The organism is Aminobacter aminovorans, assembly GCF_900445235.1.
In the GTDB taxonomy this organism is placed as follows: Bacteria; Pseudomonadota; Alphaproteobacteria; order Rhizobiales; family Rhizobiaceae; genus Aminobacter; species Aminobacter aminovorans.
In genome coordinates this window covers 3025339-3043075 of record NZ_UFSM01000001.1, presented here as the reverse complement: position 1 = coordinate 3043075, position 17737 = coordinate 3025339, and the positions used below count along the sequence as shown (strand labels likewise).

General features: G+C 63.0%; 19 protein-coding genes. 6 read left to right on the top strand and 13 right to left on the bottom strand.

Annotated features, from left to right (window positions below):
• Positions 1-3: 3 nt before the first annotated feature.
• From pdhA to tpiA, 13 genes are all read right to left on the bottom strand, one after another.
• A complete protein-coding gene (gene pdhA, locus DY201_RS15000; protein WP_115731881.1) occupies positions 4-1047 on the bottom strand; it encodes a pyruvate dehydrogenase (acetyl-transferring) E1 component subunit alpha in 1044 nt (347 codons plus the stop codon).
• 173 nt (positions 1048-1220) lie between these two features.
• Complete coding sequence (locus DY201_RS14995) at positions 1221-1550, bottom strand: FtsB family cell division protein (protein WP_115733812.1); 330 nt, start codon at positions 1548-1550, stop codon at positions 1221-1223.
• Positions 1551-1641: 91 nt separating this feature from the next.
• Entirely contained in the window at positions 1642-2037 is a 396-nt protein-coding gene (locus tag DY201_RS14990) for a DUF6636 domain-containing protein (RefSeq protein ID WP_115731880.1), read from the bottom strand.
• Between the two features lie 64 nt (positions 2038-2101).
• Positions 2102-3376 (bottom strand): phosphopyruvate hydratase, encoded by a 1275-nt coding sequence (gene eno / locus DY201_RS14985; protein WP_115733811.1) that lies wholly within the window; start codon positions 3374-3376, stop codon positions 2102-2104.
• A 408-nt stretch (positions 3377-3784) separates the two neighbouring features.
• On the bottom strand, positions 3785-4150 hold the full coding sequence (locus DY201_RS14980) for a PRC-barrel domain-containing protein (protein WP_115731879.1): 366 nt from the start codon (positions 4148-4150) through the stop codon (positions 3785-3787).
• Between the two features lie 82 nt (positions 4151-4232).
• Positions 4233-4436: a dodecin family protein gene (locus DY201_RS14975; RefSeq protein ID WP_115731878.1), complete on the bottom strand. Its 204-nt coding sequence runs from the start codon at positions 4434-4436 to the stop codon at positions 4233-4235.
• Positions 4437-4533: 97 nt separating this feature from the next.
• Positions 4534-5367 (bottom strand): 3-deoxy-8-phosphooctulonate synthase, encoded by an 834-nt coding sequence (kdsA, locus tag DY201_RS14970; protein WP_115731877.1) that lies wholly within the window; start codon positions 5365-5367, stop codon positions 4534-4536.
• A complete protein-coding gene (locus DY201_RS14965) occupies positions 5364-6209 on the bottom strand; it encodes a VOC family protein (RefSeq protein ID WP_115731876.1) in 846 nt (281 codons plus the stop codon). The genes kdsA and DY201_RS14965 overlap by 4 nt, the downstream gene beginning before the upstream one ends.
• 50 nt (positions 6210-6259) lie before the next feature.
• On the bottom strand, positions 6260-6802 hold the full coding sequence (locus tag DY201_RS14960) for a DUF1697 domain-containing protein (protein WP_115731875.1): 543 nt from the start codon (positions 6800-6802) through the stop codon (positions 6260-6262).
• A 62-nt stretch (positions 6803-6864) separates the two neighbouring features.
• Positions 6865-8502: a CTP synthase gene (locus DY201_RS14955; RefSeq protein ID WP_115731874.1), complete on the bottom strand. Its 1638-nt coding sequence runs from the start codon at positions 8500-8502 to the stop codon at positions 6865-6867.
• A 149-nt stretch (positions 8503-8651) separates the two neighbouring features.
• Positions 8652-9698, bottom strand: coding sequence for a L,D-transpeptidase (locus DY201_RS14950; RefSeq protein WP_342635196.1), 1047 nt, complete (start codon positions 9696-9698; stop codon positions 8652-8654).
• A 262-nt stretch (positions 9699-9960) separates the two neighbouring features.
• Positions 9961-10434 (bottom strand): preprotein translocase subunit SecG, encoded by a 474-nt coding sequence (gene secG / locus DY201_RS14945; protein WP_115731872.1) that lies wholly within the window; start codon positions 10432-10434, stop codon positions 9961-9963.
• Between the two features lie 157 nt (positions 10435-10591).
• Positions 10592-11356 (bottom strand): triose-phosphate isomerase, encoded by a 765-nt coding sequence (tpiA, locus tag DY201_RS14940; RefSeq protein WP_115731871.1) that lies wholly within the window; start codon positions 11354-11356, stop codon positions 10592-10594.
• A 147-nt stretch (positions 11357-11503) separates the two neighbouring features.
• Between tpiA and DY201_RS14935 the strand changes: the two genes are divergently transcribed.
• The 6 genes from DY201_RS14935 to lexA all read left to right on the top strand — a co-directional run bounded on the left by DY201_RS14935 (position 11504) and on the right by lexA (position 17733).
• Entirely contained in the window at positions 11504-13399 is a 1896-nt protein-coding gene (locus DY201_RS14935) for a SurA N-terminal domain-containing protein (protein ID WP_115731870.1), read from the top strand.
• Positions 13396-14406: an anthranilate phosphoribosyltransferase gene (gene trpD, locus DY201_RS14930; protein ID WP_115731869.1), complete on the top strand. Its 1011-nt coding sequence runs from the start codon at positions 13396-13398 to the stop codon at positions 14404-14406. Before DY201_RS14935 ends, trpD begins: the two co-directional genes overlap by 4 nt.
• A gap of 4 nt (positions 14407-14410) precedes the next feature.
• Positions 14411-15220: an indole-3-glycerol phosphate synthase TrpC gene (trpC, locus tag DY201_RS14925; RefSeq protein ID WP_115731868.1), complete on the top strand. Its 810-nt coding sequence runs from the start codon at positions 14411-14413 to the stop codon at positions 15218-15220.
• Between the two features lies 1 nt (position 15221).
• Positions 15222-15704 (top strand): cyclic pyranopterin monophosphate synthase MoaC, encoded by a 483-nt coding sequence (moaC, locus tag DY201_RS14920; protein WP_115731867.1) that lies wholly within the window; start codon positions 15222-15224, stop codon positions 15702-15704.
• Positions 15705-16910: a molybdopterin molybdotransferase MoeA gene (locus DY201_RS14915; RefSeq protein WP_115731866.1), complete on the top strand. Its 1206-nt coding sequence runs from the start codon at positions 15705-15707 to the stop codon at positions 16908-16910.
• A 106-nt stretch (positions 16911-17016) separates the two neighbouring features.
• Entirely contained in the window at positions 17017-17733 is a 717-nt protein-coding gene (lexA, locus tag DY201_RS14910) for a transcriptional repressor LexA (RefSeq protein ID WP_115731865.1), read from the top strand.
• Positions 17734-17737: the final 4 nt, after the last annotated feature.

Genomic DNA, 17737 nt, shown 5'->3' with positions numbered 1-17737 from the left:
CCCTTAGATCAAGATGTCGGTCCAGAGCTCGGAAGCATCCGGCTCGGGATCGGTCTGAGCAAAGTCTGCGGCGTCAGCCACAATGTCGCGAACATCCTTGTCGACCGCCTTGAGGTCGTCTTCGCTGGCCCACTTCTTGGCGATGAGGCGCGCCTTGACCTGTTCGATCGGGTCGTGCTCGGAGCGCATCTTCTGCACTTCGTCCTTGGAGCGGTACTTGGCCGGATCAGACATCGAGTGACCGCGATAGCGGTAGGTCTCCATCTCGAGGATCATCGGACCGTTGCCCGAACGGCACCATTCGGTGGCGAGATCGCCGGCGGCCTTGACCGCGCGCACATCCATGCCGTCGACCTTGATGCCTGGAATCTTGAAGGACACGCCGCGCTGCGAGAAATCCGTCTCGGCCGAAGCGCGCGTAACGGCGGTGCCCATGGCGTAGCGATTGTTTTCGATGACGTAGATCACCGGCAGCTTCCACAGCGCGGCCATGTTGAAGCTCTCATAGACCTGGCCCTGGTTGGCAGCGCCGTCGCCGAAATAGGTCACCGAGACATTCGGGTTCTCACGATAGCGGTTGGCGAAAGCCAGTCCGGTACCGAGCGACACCTGAGCGCCGACGATGCCGTGGCCGCCGTAGAAGTGCTTTTCCTTGGAGAACATGTGCATGGAGCCGCCCTTGCCTTTCGACAAGCCGCCCCGACGCCCGGTCAGTTCCGCCATAACGCCGCGCGCCGACAGACCCATGGCAAGCATGTGGCCGTGATCGCGATAGGCGGTGATCATCTGGTCGCCTTCGATCAGCGACATCTGCAGGCCGGTGACGACCGCTTCCTGACCGATATAGAGGTGGCAGAAACCGCCGATGAAGCCCATGCCGTAGAGCTGGCCGGCCTTTTCCTCGAAGCGGCGGATCAGAAGCATCTCGCGATAGGCGGCGAGATCCTGTTCCTTGCTGAAATCAACCGGCTTAGGCGTGACCGGTGCTGAAAGGGATTTTGAGTCAGATTTAGATTTGGCAGGCGCTTTTTTGGCTGCGGTGGCCATGCATCACTCCCTAGTGGCGTCTCTTTGCGGACAATGAGGAGATCATGCATAATCTCTCCTCTCCATGTCCAAACGCTAGCATGGTGAGTGACGCTGCGCCATGCGGAAAAATGCATAGCAGGCATGCGGTTAAGCGTCTAAAAACGTTGGATTTCTTGTTGATTAACTGGAAGTCAGTTAATCCGGCGACCGGATGGCCGCATTATGGTGAGCTCATCGGCATGGGACATATTCAAGGCGTTGCGCGCCTGCTCGTCAAGCATGTCCTTCTCCAACGAGCCATCGTGGAGCATGTGTACGCGGCGTTCGACGTCGAGGCGTTGCGCCCTGACAGTGTCCAGCCGGGCCTGGAGTTCGACGGCGCGCGCTTCGAGCCGGTACTTGGAATAGATGCCGAACTCGCCGTGATAGGCGTGGAAGCCGAAATAGGACAGGAACATCACCGCCAGCGCCGGCACGATCAGGCGCCCAGTGTTTGTCTGCTTGTGCTGGCGTGTCCACATGGTGCGCAAAAACCTTTTGCACCCTTGTTGCCCAATCATACTTAATGTCGGGTTACGACAGTCTCGTTTCGCACGAAAAACCGCGTCAGATTCAAAACAGCCGCTGTCGCGCCCGCGAAAGCGCAAATCCCGCGCCCCGCCCGTTGATGCAGGTCACGCCCGAGCGCTCGGAGACGCAGCTGATGTCTCCGCGCTCGAAAGTTTCGCCATAGGCCAGGTCCGGATAGTCGCCGACGATCGTGTCGCCGACGCACATCAGCACACCGCGTCTCGACGTTTCATCCAGGCCGAAATCATTGCCCCAGTCCAGTTCGCAGTCCTGCGGGCGCGGTGGCAATGGCGTTGTCTTGTCGGCGATGTTACAGCGTATCGATGCATCGTCGTCGAAGAACATGCATTGGATGTTGCCGGTCGGCGAACGGAAGCCATCCGTCGAGTCCTGCGCCAGTGCGGGCGACGCAGGAAGCCAGTTGAAGGCGGCAGCCATCAGCAGGCAGCAAGCCAGTCTGTTTGATCGCTCGCTTTGCCGCCCGCCTGATGTGCCCATCGGATCAGCCGCGCAGGATCGACCTGCCAGCAAAGCGCGCCTGCTTGCCGAGCTCTTCTTCGATGCGGATGAGCTGGTTGTACTTGGCGGTGCGATCCGAACGGGCGAGCGAGCCGGTCTTGATCTGTCCGCAGTTGGTGGCAACGGCGAGATCGGCAATGGTCGAATCCTCGGTTTCACCCGAACGGTGCGACATGACGGCGGTGTAGCTTGCCTTGTGCGCGGTCTCGACTGCGTCGAGCGTCTCGGTCAGCGAACCGATCTGGTTGACTTTGACCAGGATCGAGTTGGCGACGCCCATCTTGATGCCGTCGCGCAGGCGGGCCGAGTTGGTGACGAACAGGTCGTCGCCGACCAGTTGCACTTTGTCGCCGCAGATGTCTGTCAGGTACTTCCAGCCTTCCCAGTCGTCCTCGGCCATGCCGTCCTCGATCGAGATGATCGGGTAGTCGGCGGCGAGCTTGGCCAGGTACTTGGCCTGAGCCTTGGGATCGCGGGTCTTCTTCTCGCCTTCATAGACGTAGTTGCCGCCCTTGAAGAACTCGGTCGCGGCACAATCGAGCGCCAGTGCCACGTCCTCGCCAGGCTTGAAGCCGGCCTTCTCGATCGATGCCATGACGAAGTCGAGCGCAGCCTGCGCGCTCTTGAGGTTCGGCGCGAAGCCGCCTTCGTCGCCGACATTGGTGTTGTGGCCGGCTTCCTTCAGACCCTTCTTGAGGGTGTGGAAGATCTCCGAGCCCCAGCGCACGGCGTCGCGCAGCGAAGGCGCACCGATCGGCATGATCATGAATTCCTGGAAGTCGATCGGATTGTCGGCATGCGCGCCGCCATTGATGATGTTCATCATCGGCACCGGCAGCACGCGAGCGTTGGGTCCGCCGACATAACGATAGAGCGGCAGGCCCGACGACTCGGCGGCCGCCTTGGCGACGGCGAGCGACACGCCGAGGATGGCGTTGGCGCCGAGGCGGCTCTTGTTGGGGGTGCCGTCGAGCTCGATCATCGTCTGGTCGATGTGGATCTGGTTCTCGGCTTCCATGCCGCCGATCGCCTCGAACAGCTCGCCATTGACGGCTTCGACAGCGCGCTCGACACCCTTGCCGAGATAGCGCGGGCCGCCGTCGCGCAGTTCCATCGCCTCATGGGCGCCGGTCGATGCGCCAGACGGAACCGCCGCGCGGCCCATCGAACCGTCTTCGAGGACCACGTCCACCTCGACGGTGGGATTGCCGCGGCTGTCGAGAATCTCGCGGCCGATAATGTCGATGATTGCTGTCATGTGAGGCATCCCCGGGAGCTGATCGCAAAGAAGGATCGGTTGGATTTCCGCGCCCGTCTTAGCCAAAGATCAGGAAAACGCAATCGCGGGCGGCCAAATATCACGCTGCGTCAGCCGCGGGATTCACTTTAGACAAAACGCTGTCATCATAATTCATCCGAACAGGCAGGCATCGGCCAAACTTTCGGGTAAACTGCGGGCGCGCGGGGCGAAACAGAGGGAGTTTCGCCATGTCCGAGTTGAGTGGTATTTTGAGTTTGTTCTTCATCGCCGCAGCGTTTCTGACCTCATGCGACAGTCAACCGCCCCCGCAAGGCGTGTCGCAGGTACGGATACTACCGACACCAAGGTAAGGCGCCGGCACAAAAGAAAAGCCCCGCTTCGGCGGGGCTTTTTGTTGTTCGGCGATCAGTGCCAATAGGGCTCGACACGATAGTGCTGGTATGAAGCGTCGCGCGCCAGACGGCCATCATCCTCGGTCAGTTCGTTGACCGAATAGGAAGGCGCCGCCTTGAGCTGCTCCCTGGAGAACGGAACGACGTAGCCGCCGCGGCCCTTGTCGAAATCCAGCGTCGACCACGGGATGGCGTGGTAGCGCTCGCCGATGCCCAGGAAACCGCCGAAGCCGATGACGGCGAACATGATGCCGTTCGACAGCTTGTCGAGCATCACGTCCTCGATCTTGCCGATCGTCTCACCGGCAACATTGTAGACGTTGGTACCGATGACCCGCGATGCGGGAATGGCTGCGGTATGACCAGTCTGGGTCGTCATGATCCTGCTCCTCGTTGGTTGGGATGCAGGGGTAACGGGCCCCCGGCGTGGAGGTTCCAACATTTCCCGATAGTGTGTGCGATCAGTCGGCGAGGATGAAGGTCACCTTCATGTTGACGCGGTAGGCAACGATCTTGCCGTTTTCAACGACCACCTTCTGGTCCTGGATCCAGGCGCCCTCGACATTCTTGAGCGTCTTCGAGGCGCGCGCGATGCCCTCTTCGATGGCGTCCTTGAAACTCTTGGTCGACGATGAGGTGATTTCGGTAACGCGGGCAACAGACATGGAGGCTCTCCGGCTGAGATGCTCAGTCACGGAAGCAAGCCTACGCCCGGCACGAGCCGGGCTCAAGCTGGAGTTGCGGACGGCTATTGTTCGCCGGTCAGCCCTTGGCGATGCGGTCGAAGGCCATCAGGCGTTCGAGCAGTGCCGGCATGTCCTTGAACGGTACCATGTTGGGACCATCTGACGAGGTCGAATTGTCGGGGTCCTCGTGCGTTTCGATGAACACACCGGCGACGCCAACGGCAACGGCCGCGCGCGCCAGCGTTTCGACGAAGCGGCGCTCGCCGCCCGACGTGGCGCCCAGCCCGCCTGGCTGCTGCACAGAATGGGTGGCATCGAAGATCACAGGCGCACCGATATCGGCCATGACAGGCAGGCCGCGCATGTCTGAGACCAGCGTGTTGTAGCCGAAGGACGTGCCGCGTTCGGTCACCAGTACGTTCGGGTTGCCCGAGCCGGTCACCTTGGCGACGACGTTCTTCATGTCCCAGGGTGCCAGGAACTGACCCTTCTTGACGTTGACGACCTTGCCGGTCCTGGCGGCAGCGATGAGCAGGTCGGTCTGGCGGCTGAGGAAGGCCGGGATCTGCAGCACGTCGACAACTTCGGCGACGATGGCGCACTGCTCTTCATTGTGAACGTCGGTGATGACAGTGACGCCGAGTTCCTTGCGCAGGTCGGCGAAAACGGGCAGCGCGGCATTGAGGCCGGCACCGCGCGTGCTCGACAGCGAACTGCGGTTGGCCTTGTCGAAGCTCGACTTGTAGACGAAGCCGATGCCGAGCTTCTGGGTCAGCTCCTTGAGCTTGCCGGCCATGTCGAAGGCATGCTGGCGCGATTCGAACTGGCACGGACCAGCAATCAGCGACAGCGGCGCGTCATTGGCGAAGAGGGTCGTGCCGACCGTCACATTTGCATTCGGCTTGGTCATTTCTGCTCCTCGAAAATGAAGGTTGCACCCTGCCCCGGCGCTGCCGGCACCACCAGGCGCTGGCCGTCCAGATCGTGCGCGACTGTACGTTCGACAAGAAGCGCCTTTGTCGCGGCAAGGTCATCGACGGCAAAGACCATGGCTTCGAGGCGAATGCCGAGCGCGTTCGGCTCGCTACGGATGGCAAGCGATGCATTTGCAAGCGGCACGCCGACGTCGTCCGCCTTGCTGCGGGCAACGGTTGCGAGCAGCTTGCCCGCCGCAGCCACATCCCCGGCAGCGAGCTCGACCGCCAACACGCGCCTGGCGCCATTGCCATGAGCTTGAAGCGCTGACCGGTCGACCGCAGGCGCGTTGGCGCGCTCGCAGGTGAAAAAGAAGGCATCCGCGTCGGCGTTCGGCTGGGCGGCAAATGCCAACCGAAACGATGCTTGATCAGACTTGCCTGAGGCGTCGACGAACGGACGCGAAAAATCGAGCCGGCTGCCGGCCGATACGCCTGCCGCCACGAACTCGCAATGGTCGGCATCGGCATCACCGGTTCCGAACACGACTGCCGAAAAGCCCTCGTCGCCATGTGCGTCTCGGAAAAGGCGATCGCGCGCGACAAACGCATTGCCCTCGACAATCGCCTTGTCGGCCGCGGGCTTGTCACCGACCGCAAGCGGCTCCAGGAAGGTGCCGTCGCTCAGATAGACGCAACAGTTGATCGTTCCGAACGGGTGCGTGCCCTGCGGCGATACGGTGAAGCCAAGTGCAGTGAGCCGCTCACGCGCCAATGCCAAGTCGCCGGTGGGCAGGACCACGTGGTCGAGCGGTCGCGGGCTGTCGGTTTTCGTCATGGCTGCGCTGTGCCTGAAATCCCGATGTGAAGCAAGCTGCCCCGTGGCACCTACGATGCCACCATGTCGCCCAATCGGCGCACCGTGTTCCAGTTGCGCGCGGTCCCGACCCCACCGGCGCGCTTGGGCGTCAACGCGCCAAGCAGCCGGGACGAAGGGGTATTGCGGGAGAAATAGAGCCAGATGTCGCCGTCGACGGATGTGAGCTTTTCGTCGGCGGCGACATAAGGGCGAAGCCGCTCTACGACTTCAGATTTCACCGGCTGGCGCATCACGCGGACACCCACCTGATCGGCGTGAAGTTCGGATTCGGCCTTGAATGGATTGGCCGCCACAAGCTTCCGCCAGCCAGCGGCATTTCGGATGATGATGTCGACATGCTTGCCAAATTTCAGGGCAAAGCCCGCTTCGAGCTCGCGCTCCAGCGCGGAAACAGTCTTGCCCTCGGCCTCGAAGACGAGATTGCCGGTGGCCACCAGCGTGCGTGGATTTTCCAGGCCGAGCGCCGTGGCCATGTCGCGCAGATCGGACATGACGACGCGCCGGCCAGGGCCAAGGACGATGCTGTAGAGGAGCGCGACATAGGTGGTCATACGGTAAGCCACCGAGTGGACCAAATGCGCGCCGGCGAATTCACGTCGGCGCGCATGAGAGATCAGACCAGCCGGCTCTGTTCAACGGCGGCTTCGATGAAGCTTGCAAACAGTGGATGCGGCTCCAGCGGACGGCTTTTCAGCTCCGGATGGTACTGGACGCCGATGAACCAGGGATGGTCCGGGTATTCGACCGTTTCGGGCAGCACGCCGTCAGGCGACATGCCGGCAAAGACCAGACCGCACTCTTCGAGGCGATCCTTGTAGTCGATGTTGACCTCGTAGCGGTGGCGGTGACGCTCGGAGATATCGGTATCGCCATAGATCTCGGCGATCTTCGAACCTTCTGCCAGCTTTGCTTCGAATGCGCCGAGACGCATCGTGCCGCCGAGATCGCCCGAAGCCTTGCGCTTCTCGAGCATGTTGCCCTTGAGCCATTCGGTCATCAGGCCGACGACCGGCTCCTTGGTCGAGCCGAACTCGGTCGACGAGGCGTTCTCGATGCCGGCGAGCGAACGCGCCGCCTCGATGCAGGCCATCTGCATGCCGAAGCAGATGCCGAAATACGGCACCTTGCGCTCGCGAGCGAATTTGGCCGCAAGAATTTTGCCTTCCGAGCCGCGCTCGCCAAAGCCACCGGGCACCAGGATGCCGTGCACCTTTTCCAGGAACGGTGCCGGATCTTCCTTCTCGAAGACCTCGCTTTCGATCCAGTCGAGCTTGACTTTGACGTTGTTGGCGAGACCGCCATGCGACAGCGCCTCGATCAGCGACTTGTAGGCATCCTTGAGCCCCGTGTACTTGCCGACCACGGCGATGGTGACCTCGCCCTCCGGATTGTGGATCAGCTGCGAGACGTTCTGCCAGGGATCGAGACGGGGCTTGGGCGCCGGGTCGATGCCGAAGGCTGCCAGCACTTCCGAGTCCAGACCTTCCTTATGGTAGGCCAGCGGCACGTCGTAGATGTGGCCGACGTCGAGGGCCTGGATGACGGCGGACTCGCGCACATTGCAGAACAGCGACAGCTTGCGGCGTTCTTCCTTCGGGATGTCGCGGTCGGCGCGCACCAGTAGGATGTCGGGCGCAATACCGATCGAGCGCAGTTCCTTGACCGAATGCTGGGTCGGCTTGGTCTTGAGTTCGCCTGCCGTGGGAATGTAGGGCATCAGCGTCAGGTGGACATAGACCGCGTTGTTGCGCGGCAGATCGTTGCCGAGCTGACGGATCGCTTCGAGGAACGGCATCGCTTCGATGTCGCCGACGGTGCCGCCGATCTCGCAGAGCACGAAGTCGTACTCGTCATTGCCGTCGAGGATGAAGTTCTTGATCTCGTCGGTGACGTGCGGGATGACCTGCACGGTCGCGCCGAGATAGTCGCCACGCCGCTCGCGTTCGATAATGTTCTTGTAGATGCGGCCGGTGGTGATGTTGTCGCTCTGGTTCGCCGAACGCCCGGTGAAGCGCTCGTAGTGACCGAGATCGAGGTCGGTTTCCGCCCCGTCGTCGGTCACGAACACCTCACCGTGCTGGTAAGGCGACATCGTCCCCGGGTCGACATTGAGATACGGATCGAGTTTTCGGATGCGCACGCGATATCCGCGTGCCTGCAGAAGAGCCCCTAGGGCCGCTGCGGCTATGCCTTTTCCAAGGGAAGAGACCACGCCGCCGGTAATAAAAACATATCGCGCCATGGGATTCATCGCTTAACGCGGCCAAATCGATTCCGCCAGAGAAAAATCCGCCGCGTCGGACTTTTCCCTATCTGGCTGTTCAGTGTCGCTGCCGGATGGCCATGCAAACAAAAAGGCCGGCGTGACCGCCGGCCAGCTATCAGCGTTTTGAAAACGCCTTACATGACGATGACTTCAGAGCCCATCTTCACGCGGCTGTAGAGATCCATGACATGGTCGTTGACCATGCGGAAGCACCCGTTCGAAGAGTTTGTGCCGATCGTCTGCGGCTGGTTGGTTCCATGGATACGGATATGGGTATCCTTCTTGCCCTGGTAAAGGTAGATGGCGCGCGCGCCGAGCGGGTTTTCCGGTCCGCCGTTCATGCCGTCCTTGTACTGGCCGTACTTCTTGGGCTCGCGCTCCTGCATTTCCTTGGTCGGGATCCAGCGCGGCCATTCCTGCTTGTCGCCAATCGTCGCCTTGCCCTTGAACTCCAGGCCTTCGCGGCCGACCGCAATGGCGTAGCGGCGCGCCGTCGACGACGATTCGATCAGATAGAGGTAGCGCGAGCCGGTATCGACGACGATCTGGCCACGCTCATAGCCGGGGAACGACACTTCCTGCGGCTCGAAGTCGGACTTCACCTTGAACTGCTTCTTGGCCTGCTTGGCCTGCAGCACGGCGTCGAGCGCGCGCGTCTGCGGCAGCATCGACTGCTGCGGCGCGCTGCCGCCGAAGATACCGGCGAGCAGACCGGTCTGGCGCGGCCGATCCTGGCCCTCGCTGCGCAGCTCGCCATTGTTGCCGGAGGAAGCCACTTCAGCAACGTCGGGTGTAAACGGCTCGATCGGCTTCATCACTTCGAGCGGCTGGAGATTGCGCTTGGGTGCCGGCGCGGCAGCAGCAACCTGGGTGGTCGCCTTTTCGGTCTTCTTCAGGCGGGCAAGTTCGCGGGCCTGCTCGGCCTTTGCCTTCGCAGCGGCCCGCATCGCCATCTTCTTGGCTTCGAGCATCTTGAGGCGCGCGACTTCCTTGTCGGCCTTGATCTTGGCTTCAAGGTCCTTGATTCGCGACAGGTCCTCGTCGGTCGGCTTCTTCTTTTTCTTGAGCAGCTTGAGTTCAGCTGCGTCGCTCTTGGCAGCGACGGTGATGACGTCGCTTGCGACAGGCTGAGGTGCCGCAACCGTTCCCGCCGAGGTGGCGGCGAAGGCTGTCGAGCTCATGAACGTGGCGCAAAGGCCAGCAAAAAGGATGCGGCGGAGCTGCATGGCTAAGGGATCCCGAACGTTTAACGCAAATTTTCTTGCGACTACGCGCGGTGCCCCCAAGGCTCCCCCGCCGAAATGCCGCAACCTTCCTATAATCGATTAGCCGGAGACGCCTCAAGGGAGGCACCACCGGTTGACCAATCGAATTGTCGTGATTGATGCGGCATTTGCCGCAACTGTGTTCAAACAACAACAGGTTGCGGCAAAGGGTAAATAGTTAGTTAGGAACCTGAGGCGTCGCAGGGGCGGCCGGCGTAGCTGGAGCGGGCTGCTCGGTGCCCGACGCGGCGGGTGCGGCAGGCTGAGTCGCAGGGGTTGCGGGTGCCGTGCCATCGGATGCCGGGGCGTCCGGAGTGGTGGTCGCGGGTGCAGCAGGAGCGGTCGAGCCGCCGAGCTGATCGAGAACGCCCTTGCCACCGGTCGTTCCACTCTGGGTAGTCGGCACGCGGTCGAGGATATCGGTCGGCTTAGCACCGTAACGAGCGACGATCGACAACGTCAGCGACGTCACGAAAAACACCGTCGCCAGGATGGCGGTGGCGCGCGTCAGCGCGTTGGCAGCGCCGCGCGCCGTCATGAAGCCCGATCCGCCACCGATGCCAAGGCCACCGCCTTCAGAGCGCTGCAGAAGCACAACGCCGACAAGGGCGAGCACGACCATCAAGTGAATGACGATGAGGACGGTTTCCATTGCGCTTCCTGGGATCTTTCGTGACGTGGGCGTGCCGCGCGCCTATAGCGCCCGGCACTCCGGAGGCGGCTCAATACAATGCTTTCTAGGCATTTCCAAGCCCGCCGGCCGAATATGGGGTGACACGCTGCCTTTGCAACGGTCACGTGTGGGGAAATCAGAGCTTGCGGTAGGCGTCGGCGATGCCGAGGAAGTCGGCGGCCTTGAGGCTGGCGCCGCCGACCAGCGCGCCATCGACGTTGGCGACAGCCAGAAGTTCGTTGGCATTGGACGGCTTGACCGAGCCACCATAAAGAATGCGCATTTTGGCGGCCGAGGCACCCAGTTTCGCAGCAAGGCGTTCGCGGATATGCGCGTGCGCTTCGGCGACATCGGCCACGGTGGGGGTCAAGCCGGTGCCGATCGCCCAGACGGGCTCATAGGCAATGACGGCGTTGACCGGCGTCGCGGTCGAAGGCACGGAGCCGTCGATCTGGCGCGACAGGACCTGAAGCGTCGTTCCGCCCTCGCGCTCGGTATGGGTCTCGCCGACGCAGATGACGGCCACCAACCCTGCCCGCCATGCCGCTTCCGCCTTGGCACGGACGATTTCGTCGGTTTCGCCGTGGTCGGTGCGGCGCTCGGAGTGGCCAACGATGACGTGGCTGGCACCGGCATCCCTGAGCATCTCAGCCGAGACGTCGCCGGTATGGGCGCCGCTCTCCTTGGCATGACAATCCTGGCCACCTGTCTTGACGGGGGTGCGGTGCAGGATTTCGGCTGCACGCGAAAGCAGCGTTGCCGGCACGCACAGAAGCGCGTCGGTCTCGGCATCGAGGCCGCTCATGAAGCCGCCGGCAATGCCGCGCAATTCGTTGAGCGAGTTGCTGGTGCCGTTCATTTTCCAGTTGCCGGCAACAAGTGGGCGGATTCCTGGCGTCATGGTGCTCTTCCCTCGAAATCGATATTCGCTCGGGCAACCTCACTACCAAAAACAAGCCACAAAGCAATCGACAGTGGCGGCGAAGGGCGCTATTGCGCTTCGTTCATGCAGGCGCATGCGAAAATGCGCGTATACGGGATCTGATACATGCTCGAATCGATGCGAAGTGCTGCTGGAACCTGGGTTGCGAAGCTGTTGCTTCTGCTTCTCGTCGTCAGCTTCGCCATCTGGGGCATCTCGGGTCAGATGATGAGCCAGTTGGGCGGCGACCAGGTGGTCACGGCCGGCGGCACGACCGTGTCAGGCGTTGAATATCGCCTCGCCTATGACCGCCAGCTGAACGTCATGTCGCAGCAGTTCGGCCAACGCCTGACCCGTGACCAGGCCAACGCACTCGGCATCGACAACCAGGTGCTTTCGCAGCTCGTCGCCGGTGCGGTGCTTGACGAACAGGCTCGCAAGCTTGGTCTCGGCCTGTCCAAGGACCGCCTCGCCGAACTCACCTGGGACGACCCGACCTTCCGTGGCGCCGACGGCAAGTTCGACCGCCAGGCTTTTGAATACATCCTGCGCCAGATCGGCATGCGCCCCGAGGACTATCTGAAGAACCGCGCCCAGGTCGCTGTCCGCCAGCAGATCGTCGAAGCCGTTTCCGATGGCCTCGAGGCTCCCGACACCTTCCTGCGTGCCGTCGCACTTTACCGCGGTGAAGACCGCACCATCGACTACCTGCCGCTGCCCAAGTCGCTCGTCGAGCCGATCGCAGCGCCTGGCGATGACGTGCTCAAGGCCTGGTTCGAGGAAAACAAGAGGAACTACGCCGCACCCGAGTTCCGCAAGCTGAGCTACGTCAAGCTCGAGCCGGAAGACATCATGGACGCGGCTGCCATCACCGAAGAACAGGCGCGCCAGGACTACGACAAGAACAAGTCGCACTTCACCACCGCCGAAACGCGCAAGATCGACCAGTTGGTTCTCGGCGCCGATGCGGCGAAGGCTGCGTCCGACGCGATCAAGGGCGGTGCGACATTCGACAAGGTCGTCGCCGACCAGGGCAAGACTGCCGCGGACGTGGCGCTCGGCACGCTGACCAAGGACAGGATCGCCGACAAGGCGGTCGCCGACGCCGCCTTCGCGCTGCAGGCCAACCAGGTCAGCGACGTCGTCCAGGGCGCCTTCGGCCCGGTGCTGGTCCGCGTCAGCGAGATCACGCCGGAAGCCGTCAAGACCTTCGACGAGGTCAAGGACCAGATCCGCAATGAGCTGGCGATGGCCGAAGCCAACCGCATCCTGCTCGACGTGCATGACTCCTACGAGGACGCCCGCGCCGCCGGTGAGTCGATGAAGGCTGCCGCCGACAAGCTGAAGCTCAAGATGGTGACGATCGATGCCATCGACCGCGCCGGCCAGCGGCCGGACGGTACCGTCGTGAACGATCTGCCGGACTCACGCAACCTGATCCAGGCAGCCTTCACCGCGGAGTCCGGCACCGAAAACCCGCCGCTCAATGTCGGCACCAATGGTTTCGTGTTCTACGAGGTCGACGAGATCACGCCTGCCCGCGACCGCTCGCTCGACGAGGTACGCGAGAAGGTCGTCGCCGACTGGACCGCCGCCGAAGCGACGAAGCGTCTCAAGGCAAAAGCCGACGAGTTGGAGAAGCGGCTGAAGGACGGTGCCTCGCTCGAGGTGATCGCCGGCGAGCTCAAGCTCGAAAAGCAGACCAAGCGCGGTCTCAAGCGGGAAGCCGACGATGCCGATTTCGGCCGCGAGGGTGCTTCCGCGATGTTTGCCATGGGCCAGGGCGGCACCGGCATCATCCCCGCTCCTGCCGGCGACGCGCAGATCCTGTTCAAGATCGCCGAAGTGTTCGAGCCGGCCGGCGCTGACAAGAGCGCGGTGCCGGAGGACGCGCAGAAGCAGTTTGCCTCTGGCATGTCGGACGACCTGCTCGATCAGATCGTCGCCCAGCTCCAGGGCGAGTATCAGGCAACGATCGACCAGGCGGCGATCACCCGTGCACTTGCGGTGGGAACGCCATGAGCGCACTCAAACCGCATATCGCCAAGGTCGCCTCGGGCACCCCCCTCACCTTCGAGGAGGCGCGCGAGGCCTTCGACATCATCATGTCGGGCGAAGCGACGCCCGGCCAGATCGGCGGCTTCCTGATGGCGTTGCGCGTACGCGGCGAGACCGTCAGCGAGATATCGGGCGCCGTCGCCACCATGCGCGACAAGATGCTGCGCGTCGAAGCCCCTGACGACGCCATCGACATCGTCGGCACCGGCGGCGACGGGTCGCACAGCGTCAACATCTCGACCGCATCGGCCTTCGTCATCGCGGGCGCAGGCGTTCCTGTCGCCAAGCACGGCAACCGTGGCCTGTCCTCGTTGACCGGCGCCGCCGACGTGCTGACCGCCCTTGGCGTCAACATCGACCTCACGCCCGAGGCGATCAGCCGCTGCATCCATGGCGCCGGCGTCGGCTTCATGTTCGCACCGGCGCATCATCCGGCGATGAAGCATGTCGGCGCGACCCGCGTCGAACTCGGCACCCGCACCATCTTCAACCTGCTCGGACCGCTCTCCAACCCCGCCGGCGTCAACCGCCAGCTGGTTGGCGTGTTTTCGCCTGAATGGGTACAACCGGTTGCCGAAACGCTGAAGGAACTCGGAGCCCAGCACGTCTGGGTCGTCCATGGCGACGGTTATGACGAGATCACCACCACTGGTGAGACTCATGTCGCAGCCCTGCAGGACGGCGTCATCAGCACCTTCACGCTGTCGCCTGAACAGGTCGGCATTAGCAGGCACACACGCGAAGAACTGCGCGGCGGCGATTCCGCATACAATGCCGCTGCACTGCGCGGGGTTCTCGAAGGCGCTGCGGGTGCCTATCGCGACACGGTGCTGATGAATGCCGGGGCCGGCCTCGTCGTTGCCGGCAAGGCAGCGACGATCGGCGACGGCGTGCCCCTGGCCGCCGAGGCGATCGACAGCGGCCGCGCCAAGGCCGTGCTCGACCGCCTGGTCGCCGTTTCGAACGGATAAGAACATGGCCGATATCCTGCGCCGCATCGAAGCCTACAAGCGCGACGAGATCGCAGCAGCAAAGGCGCTGCTGCCACTCGCCGAGCTCAAGGCGCGCGCCCGCGACGTCGCAAAGCCGCGCGGCTTTCTCGCGGCACTCGAAGCCAGGCACCGTGAAAGCCGCTTTGGCCTGATCGCAGAGATCAAGAAGGCGAGCCCGTCCAAAGGACTGATCCGTCCCGACTTCGATCCGCCGGCACTCGCCAAGGCCTATGCCGACGGCGGCGCTGCCTGCCTGTCGGTGCTGACCGACACGCCTTCTTTCCAGGGTGCACCGGAGTTCCTGACCACCGCGCGCGACGCCTGCGCCTTGCCGGCATTGCGCAAGGACTTCATGTTCGAGCCCTACCAAGTGCACGAAGCTCGCGCCTGGGGCGCGGATGCGATCCTGATCATCATGGCGAGCCTGAGCGACGACGACGCCAGGCGGCTCGAGGATGAGGCTTTCGAACTCGGCATGGACGTGCTCGTCGAGGTCCACGACGAAGAAGAAACGGAACGTGCGCTGAAGCTCAGGTCGCGGCTGCTCGGCATCAACAACCGCAACCTGCGCACATTCGAGGTCAGCCTCGATACCTCGGAGCGCTTGGCGCCGAAGGTGCCGGCAGATCGGCTGCTGGTCGGCGAAAGCGGCATCTTCACCCATGCCGATTGCCTGCGTCTGCAGAAATCCGGCATCTCCAATTTCCTCGTCGGCGAAAGCCTGATGCGGCAGGCCGACGTGACGTCGGCGACGCGCGCGCTGCTCGATGGCGCAACGCTGGCAAGCGCCTGACATGGCAACCACCCTCACCCATATCGGCGCCACCGGCGAGGCCAACATGGTCGACGTCGGCGACAAGGCCGAGACGACACGCACGGCAATTGCCGAAGGCCATGTGGTGATGCGCCCGGAGACACTGGCGTTGATCCTGTCGGGCAACGCCAAGAAGGGCGACGTTCTCGGCACCGCGCGCATCGCCGGCATCATGGCGGCCAAACGCACGCATGAGCTCGTGCCGCTCTGCCATCCGATCCTTTTGACCAAGGTTTCGGTCGAGATCGAAGCTGACGAGGCCCTGCCCGGCCTGCGGGTGACGGCGCTCGCCCGTGTCACCGGCAAGACCGGCGTCGAGATGGAGGCGCTGACCGCAGCGTCGGTCGCCTGCCTGACCATCTACGACATGGCAAAGGCCGCCGATCGCGGCATGGTGATCTCGGGCATCCGGTTGGTCGAAAAAACCGGCGGCAAGTCCGGCGACTACAAGGCGGCTGAATAGATGGCCCTGCTGCCCGTCGCCGACGCCCTGGCGCGCCTGCTCGACGGTGCTGAGCCGCGCTGCACGGAGACTGTTGCTCTTGCCCAGGCCGCGGGTCGGGTTCTGTCGGCGCCGCTGCATGCCCTGCGCACCCAGCCGCCCTTTGATGCATCCGCAATGGACGGCTACGCGGTGCAGGCCGCCGACATCGCTTCGCTGCCGGCGCGTCTCAAGGTCATCGGCCAGGCACCCGCCGGCAAGCAGTTCACGGGCACCGTCTGTCCAGGCGAATGCGTCCGCATCTTCACCGGAGCACCGGTACCTCGAGGCACTGATACCGTCGTCATTCAGGAGAACGTTCGCGATCTCGGCGATGGCGAGATCGAGGTGGTCGAGCCGACGAGTGCCGGCCGCAATATCCGCGCCAGGGGTCTCGACTTCAAGCAGGACGACCTCATTCTGGATGCCGGACGCGTGCTCGACCCGGCAGCGCTCTCGCTGATCGCGGCTGCCAACCATCCCGGCGTCGAAGTGCTACGGGCACCTCTGGTAGCCATCATCGCCACCGGGGACGAACTGCTGCCGCCGGGCAGCAACCCCGGACCCGATCAGATCATTGCCTCCAACGCCTATGGTGTCGCGGCGATCGTTCAATCGGTCGGCGCGCGCGTGCTCGATCTCGGCATCGCCGCTGACCGCACCGAGGCAATCGCCGCATTGGTGGCGAAGGCGCTCGCAGCGGACGCTGACGTGATCGTCACGCTGGGCGGTGCTTCGGTCGGCGACCATGACCTCGTCCATCGAGTCCTCACCGATCTCGGCATGGCTCTCAACTTCTGGAAAATCGCCATGCGGCCCGGCAAGCCGCTGATGTTCGGCCGGCTTGGCGCCAGCCGCTGCGTCGGCCTGCCGGGAAATCCGGTCGCCAGCCTGATCTGCTCGCAGATCTTCCTGAAGCCCTTGGTGGCGAAGCTCGGTGGACGTTCCTATTCGCACGACATGCGCACGGGCATTCTCGACACGGCAATGGCCGCCAATGATCTGCGCCAGGATTTCGTCCGTGCGGCCGCGCGTGAAACCTCTGAGGGTCTCGTCGTCACGCCTTACCTGGTCCAGGATTCCTCGATGCTGCGCACGCTGGCCGCCGCCAACTGCGCCATCGTGCGGGCGCCCTTCGCACCGGCGATCGATGCCGGCAGCGCCTGCCAGGTGATGATGCTTCGCTGAAGCAAGCGCCTCCAGCCTTCACGAAATATCAACGGTTGCGGAACACAACTGGAACATATAGTGTTTGTTCTGGGTTTGTTTTTCTTCTGATTCCTCGGGGGTGGCGATGCTGACGCGCAAACAACACGAGCTTTTGCTATTCATCCACGAGCGGCTGAAGGAGGCGGGCATTCCGCCGTCGTTCGACGAGATGAAGGAAGCACTCGACCTCGCCTCCAAGTCCGGCATCCATCGCCTGATCACAGCTCTGGAAGAGCGCGGCTTCATCAGGCGCCTGCCCAACCGGGCCCGTGCACTCGAAGTGCTGCGCCTGCCCGATTCCATCGCGCCAGGCCTGAACGCGGCGAGGAAGTTCTCGCCCAGCGTCATCGAGGGCAGCCTTGGACGCAAACCGGATCCTTCACGCAGCATGTCGGCCGGCAATGACGACGATGTTGCATCGGCGGTTGCCATTCCCGTCATGGGACGCATCGCGGCCGGTGTGCCGATCGACGCCATCCAGCACAAGACCCATTCGATTTCAGTGCCGCCTGACATGATCATGGGCGGCGAGCATTACGCGCTTGAGGTCAAGGGCGACTCGATGATCGAGGCCGGCATCTTCGACGGCGACACTGTCGTCATCCGCAGTTCGACCACGGCCAATCCGGGCGAGATCATCGTCGCCCTTGTCGACGATGAGGAAGCGACGCTCAAGCGCTTCCGCCGCAAGGGCGCCTCGATCGCACTCGAGGCCGCCAATCCCGCTTACGAAACCCGCATCTTCGGGCCCGACAGGGTCAAGGTGCAGGGCAAGCTTGTCGGACTGATCCGCCGCTACTGATTTT

Excerpts from the sequence above, each read along its gene's own strand:
- pdhA (WP_115731881.1), bottom strand. The coding sequence starts at position 1,047 with ATGGCCACCGCAGCCAAAAAAGCGCCTGCCAAATCTAAATCTGACTCA.
- DY201_RS14995 (WP_115733812.1), bottom strand. The coding sequence starts at position 1,550 with ATGTGGACACGCCAGCACAAGCAGACAAACACTGGGCGCCTGATCGTG.
- DY201_RS14990 (WP_115731880.1), bottom strand. The coding sequence starts at position 2,037 with ATGGCTGCCGCCTTCAACTGGCTTCCTGCGTCGCCCGCACTGGCGCAG.
- eno (WP_115733811.1), bottom strand. The coding sequence starts at position 3,376 with ATGACAGCAATCATCGACATTATCGGCCGCGAGATTCTCGACAGCCGC.
- DY201_RS14980 (WP_115731879.1), bottom strand. The coding sequence starts at position 4,150 with ATGACGACCCAGACTGGTCATACCGCAGCCATTCCCGCATCGCGGGTC.
- DY201_RS14975 (WP_115731878.1), bottom strand. The coding sequence starts at position 4,436 with ATGTCTGTTGCCCGCGTTACCGAAATCACCTCATCGTCGACCAAGAGT.
- kdsA (WP_115731877.1), bottom strand. The coding sequence starts at position 5,367 with ATGACCAAGCCGAATGCAAATGTGACGGTCGGCACGACCCTCTTCGCC.
- DY201_RS14965 (WP_115731876.1), bottom strand. The coding sequence starts at position 6,209 with ATGACGAAAACCGACAGCCCGCGACCGCTCGACCACGTGGTCCTGCCC.
- DY201_RS14960 (WP_115731875.1), bottom strand. The coding sequence starts at position 6,802 with ATGACCACCTATGTCGCGCTCCTCTACAGCATCGTCCTTGGCCCTGGC.
- DY201_RS14955 (WP_115731874.1), bottom strand. The coding sequence starts at position 8,502 with ATGAATCCCATGGCGCGATATGTTTTTATTACCGGCGGCGTGGTCTCT.
- DY201_RS14950 (WP_342635196.1), bottom strand. The coding sequence starts at position 9,698 with ATGAGCTCGACAGCCTTCGCCGCCACCTCGGCGGGAACGGTTGCGGCA.
- secG (WP_115731872.1), bottom strand. The coding sequence starts at position 10,434 with ATGGAAACCGTCCTCATCGTCATTCACTTGATGGTCGTGCTCGCCCTT.
- tpiA (WP_115731871.1), bottom strand. The coding sequence starts at position 11,356 with ATGACGCCAGGAATCCGCCCACTTGTTGCCGGCAACTGGAAAATGAAC.
- DY201_RS14935 (WP_115731870.1), top strand. The coding sequence starts at position 11,504 with ATGCTCGAATCGATGCGAAGTGCTGCTGGAACCTGGGTTGCGAAGCTG.
- trpD (WP_115731869.1), top strand. The coding sequence starts at position 13,396 with ATGAGCGCACTCAAACCGCATATCGCCAAGGTCGCCTCGGGCACCCCC.
- trpC (WP_115731868.1), top strand. The coding sequence starts at position 14,411 with ATGGCCGATATCCTGCGCCGCATCGAAGCCTACAAGCGCGACGAGATC.
- moaC (WP_115731867.1), top strand. The coding sequence starts at position 15,222 with ATGGCAACCACCCTCACCCATATCGGCGCCACCGGCGAGGCCAACATG.
- DY201_RS14915 (WP_115731866.1), top strand. The coding sequence starts at position 15,705 with ATGGCCCTGCTGCCCGTCGCCGACGCCCTGGCGCGCCTGCTCGACGGT.
- lexA (WP_115731865.1), top strand. The coding sequence starts at position 17,017 with ATGCTGACGCGCAAACAACACGAGCTTTTGCTATTCATCCACGAGCGG.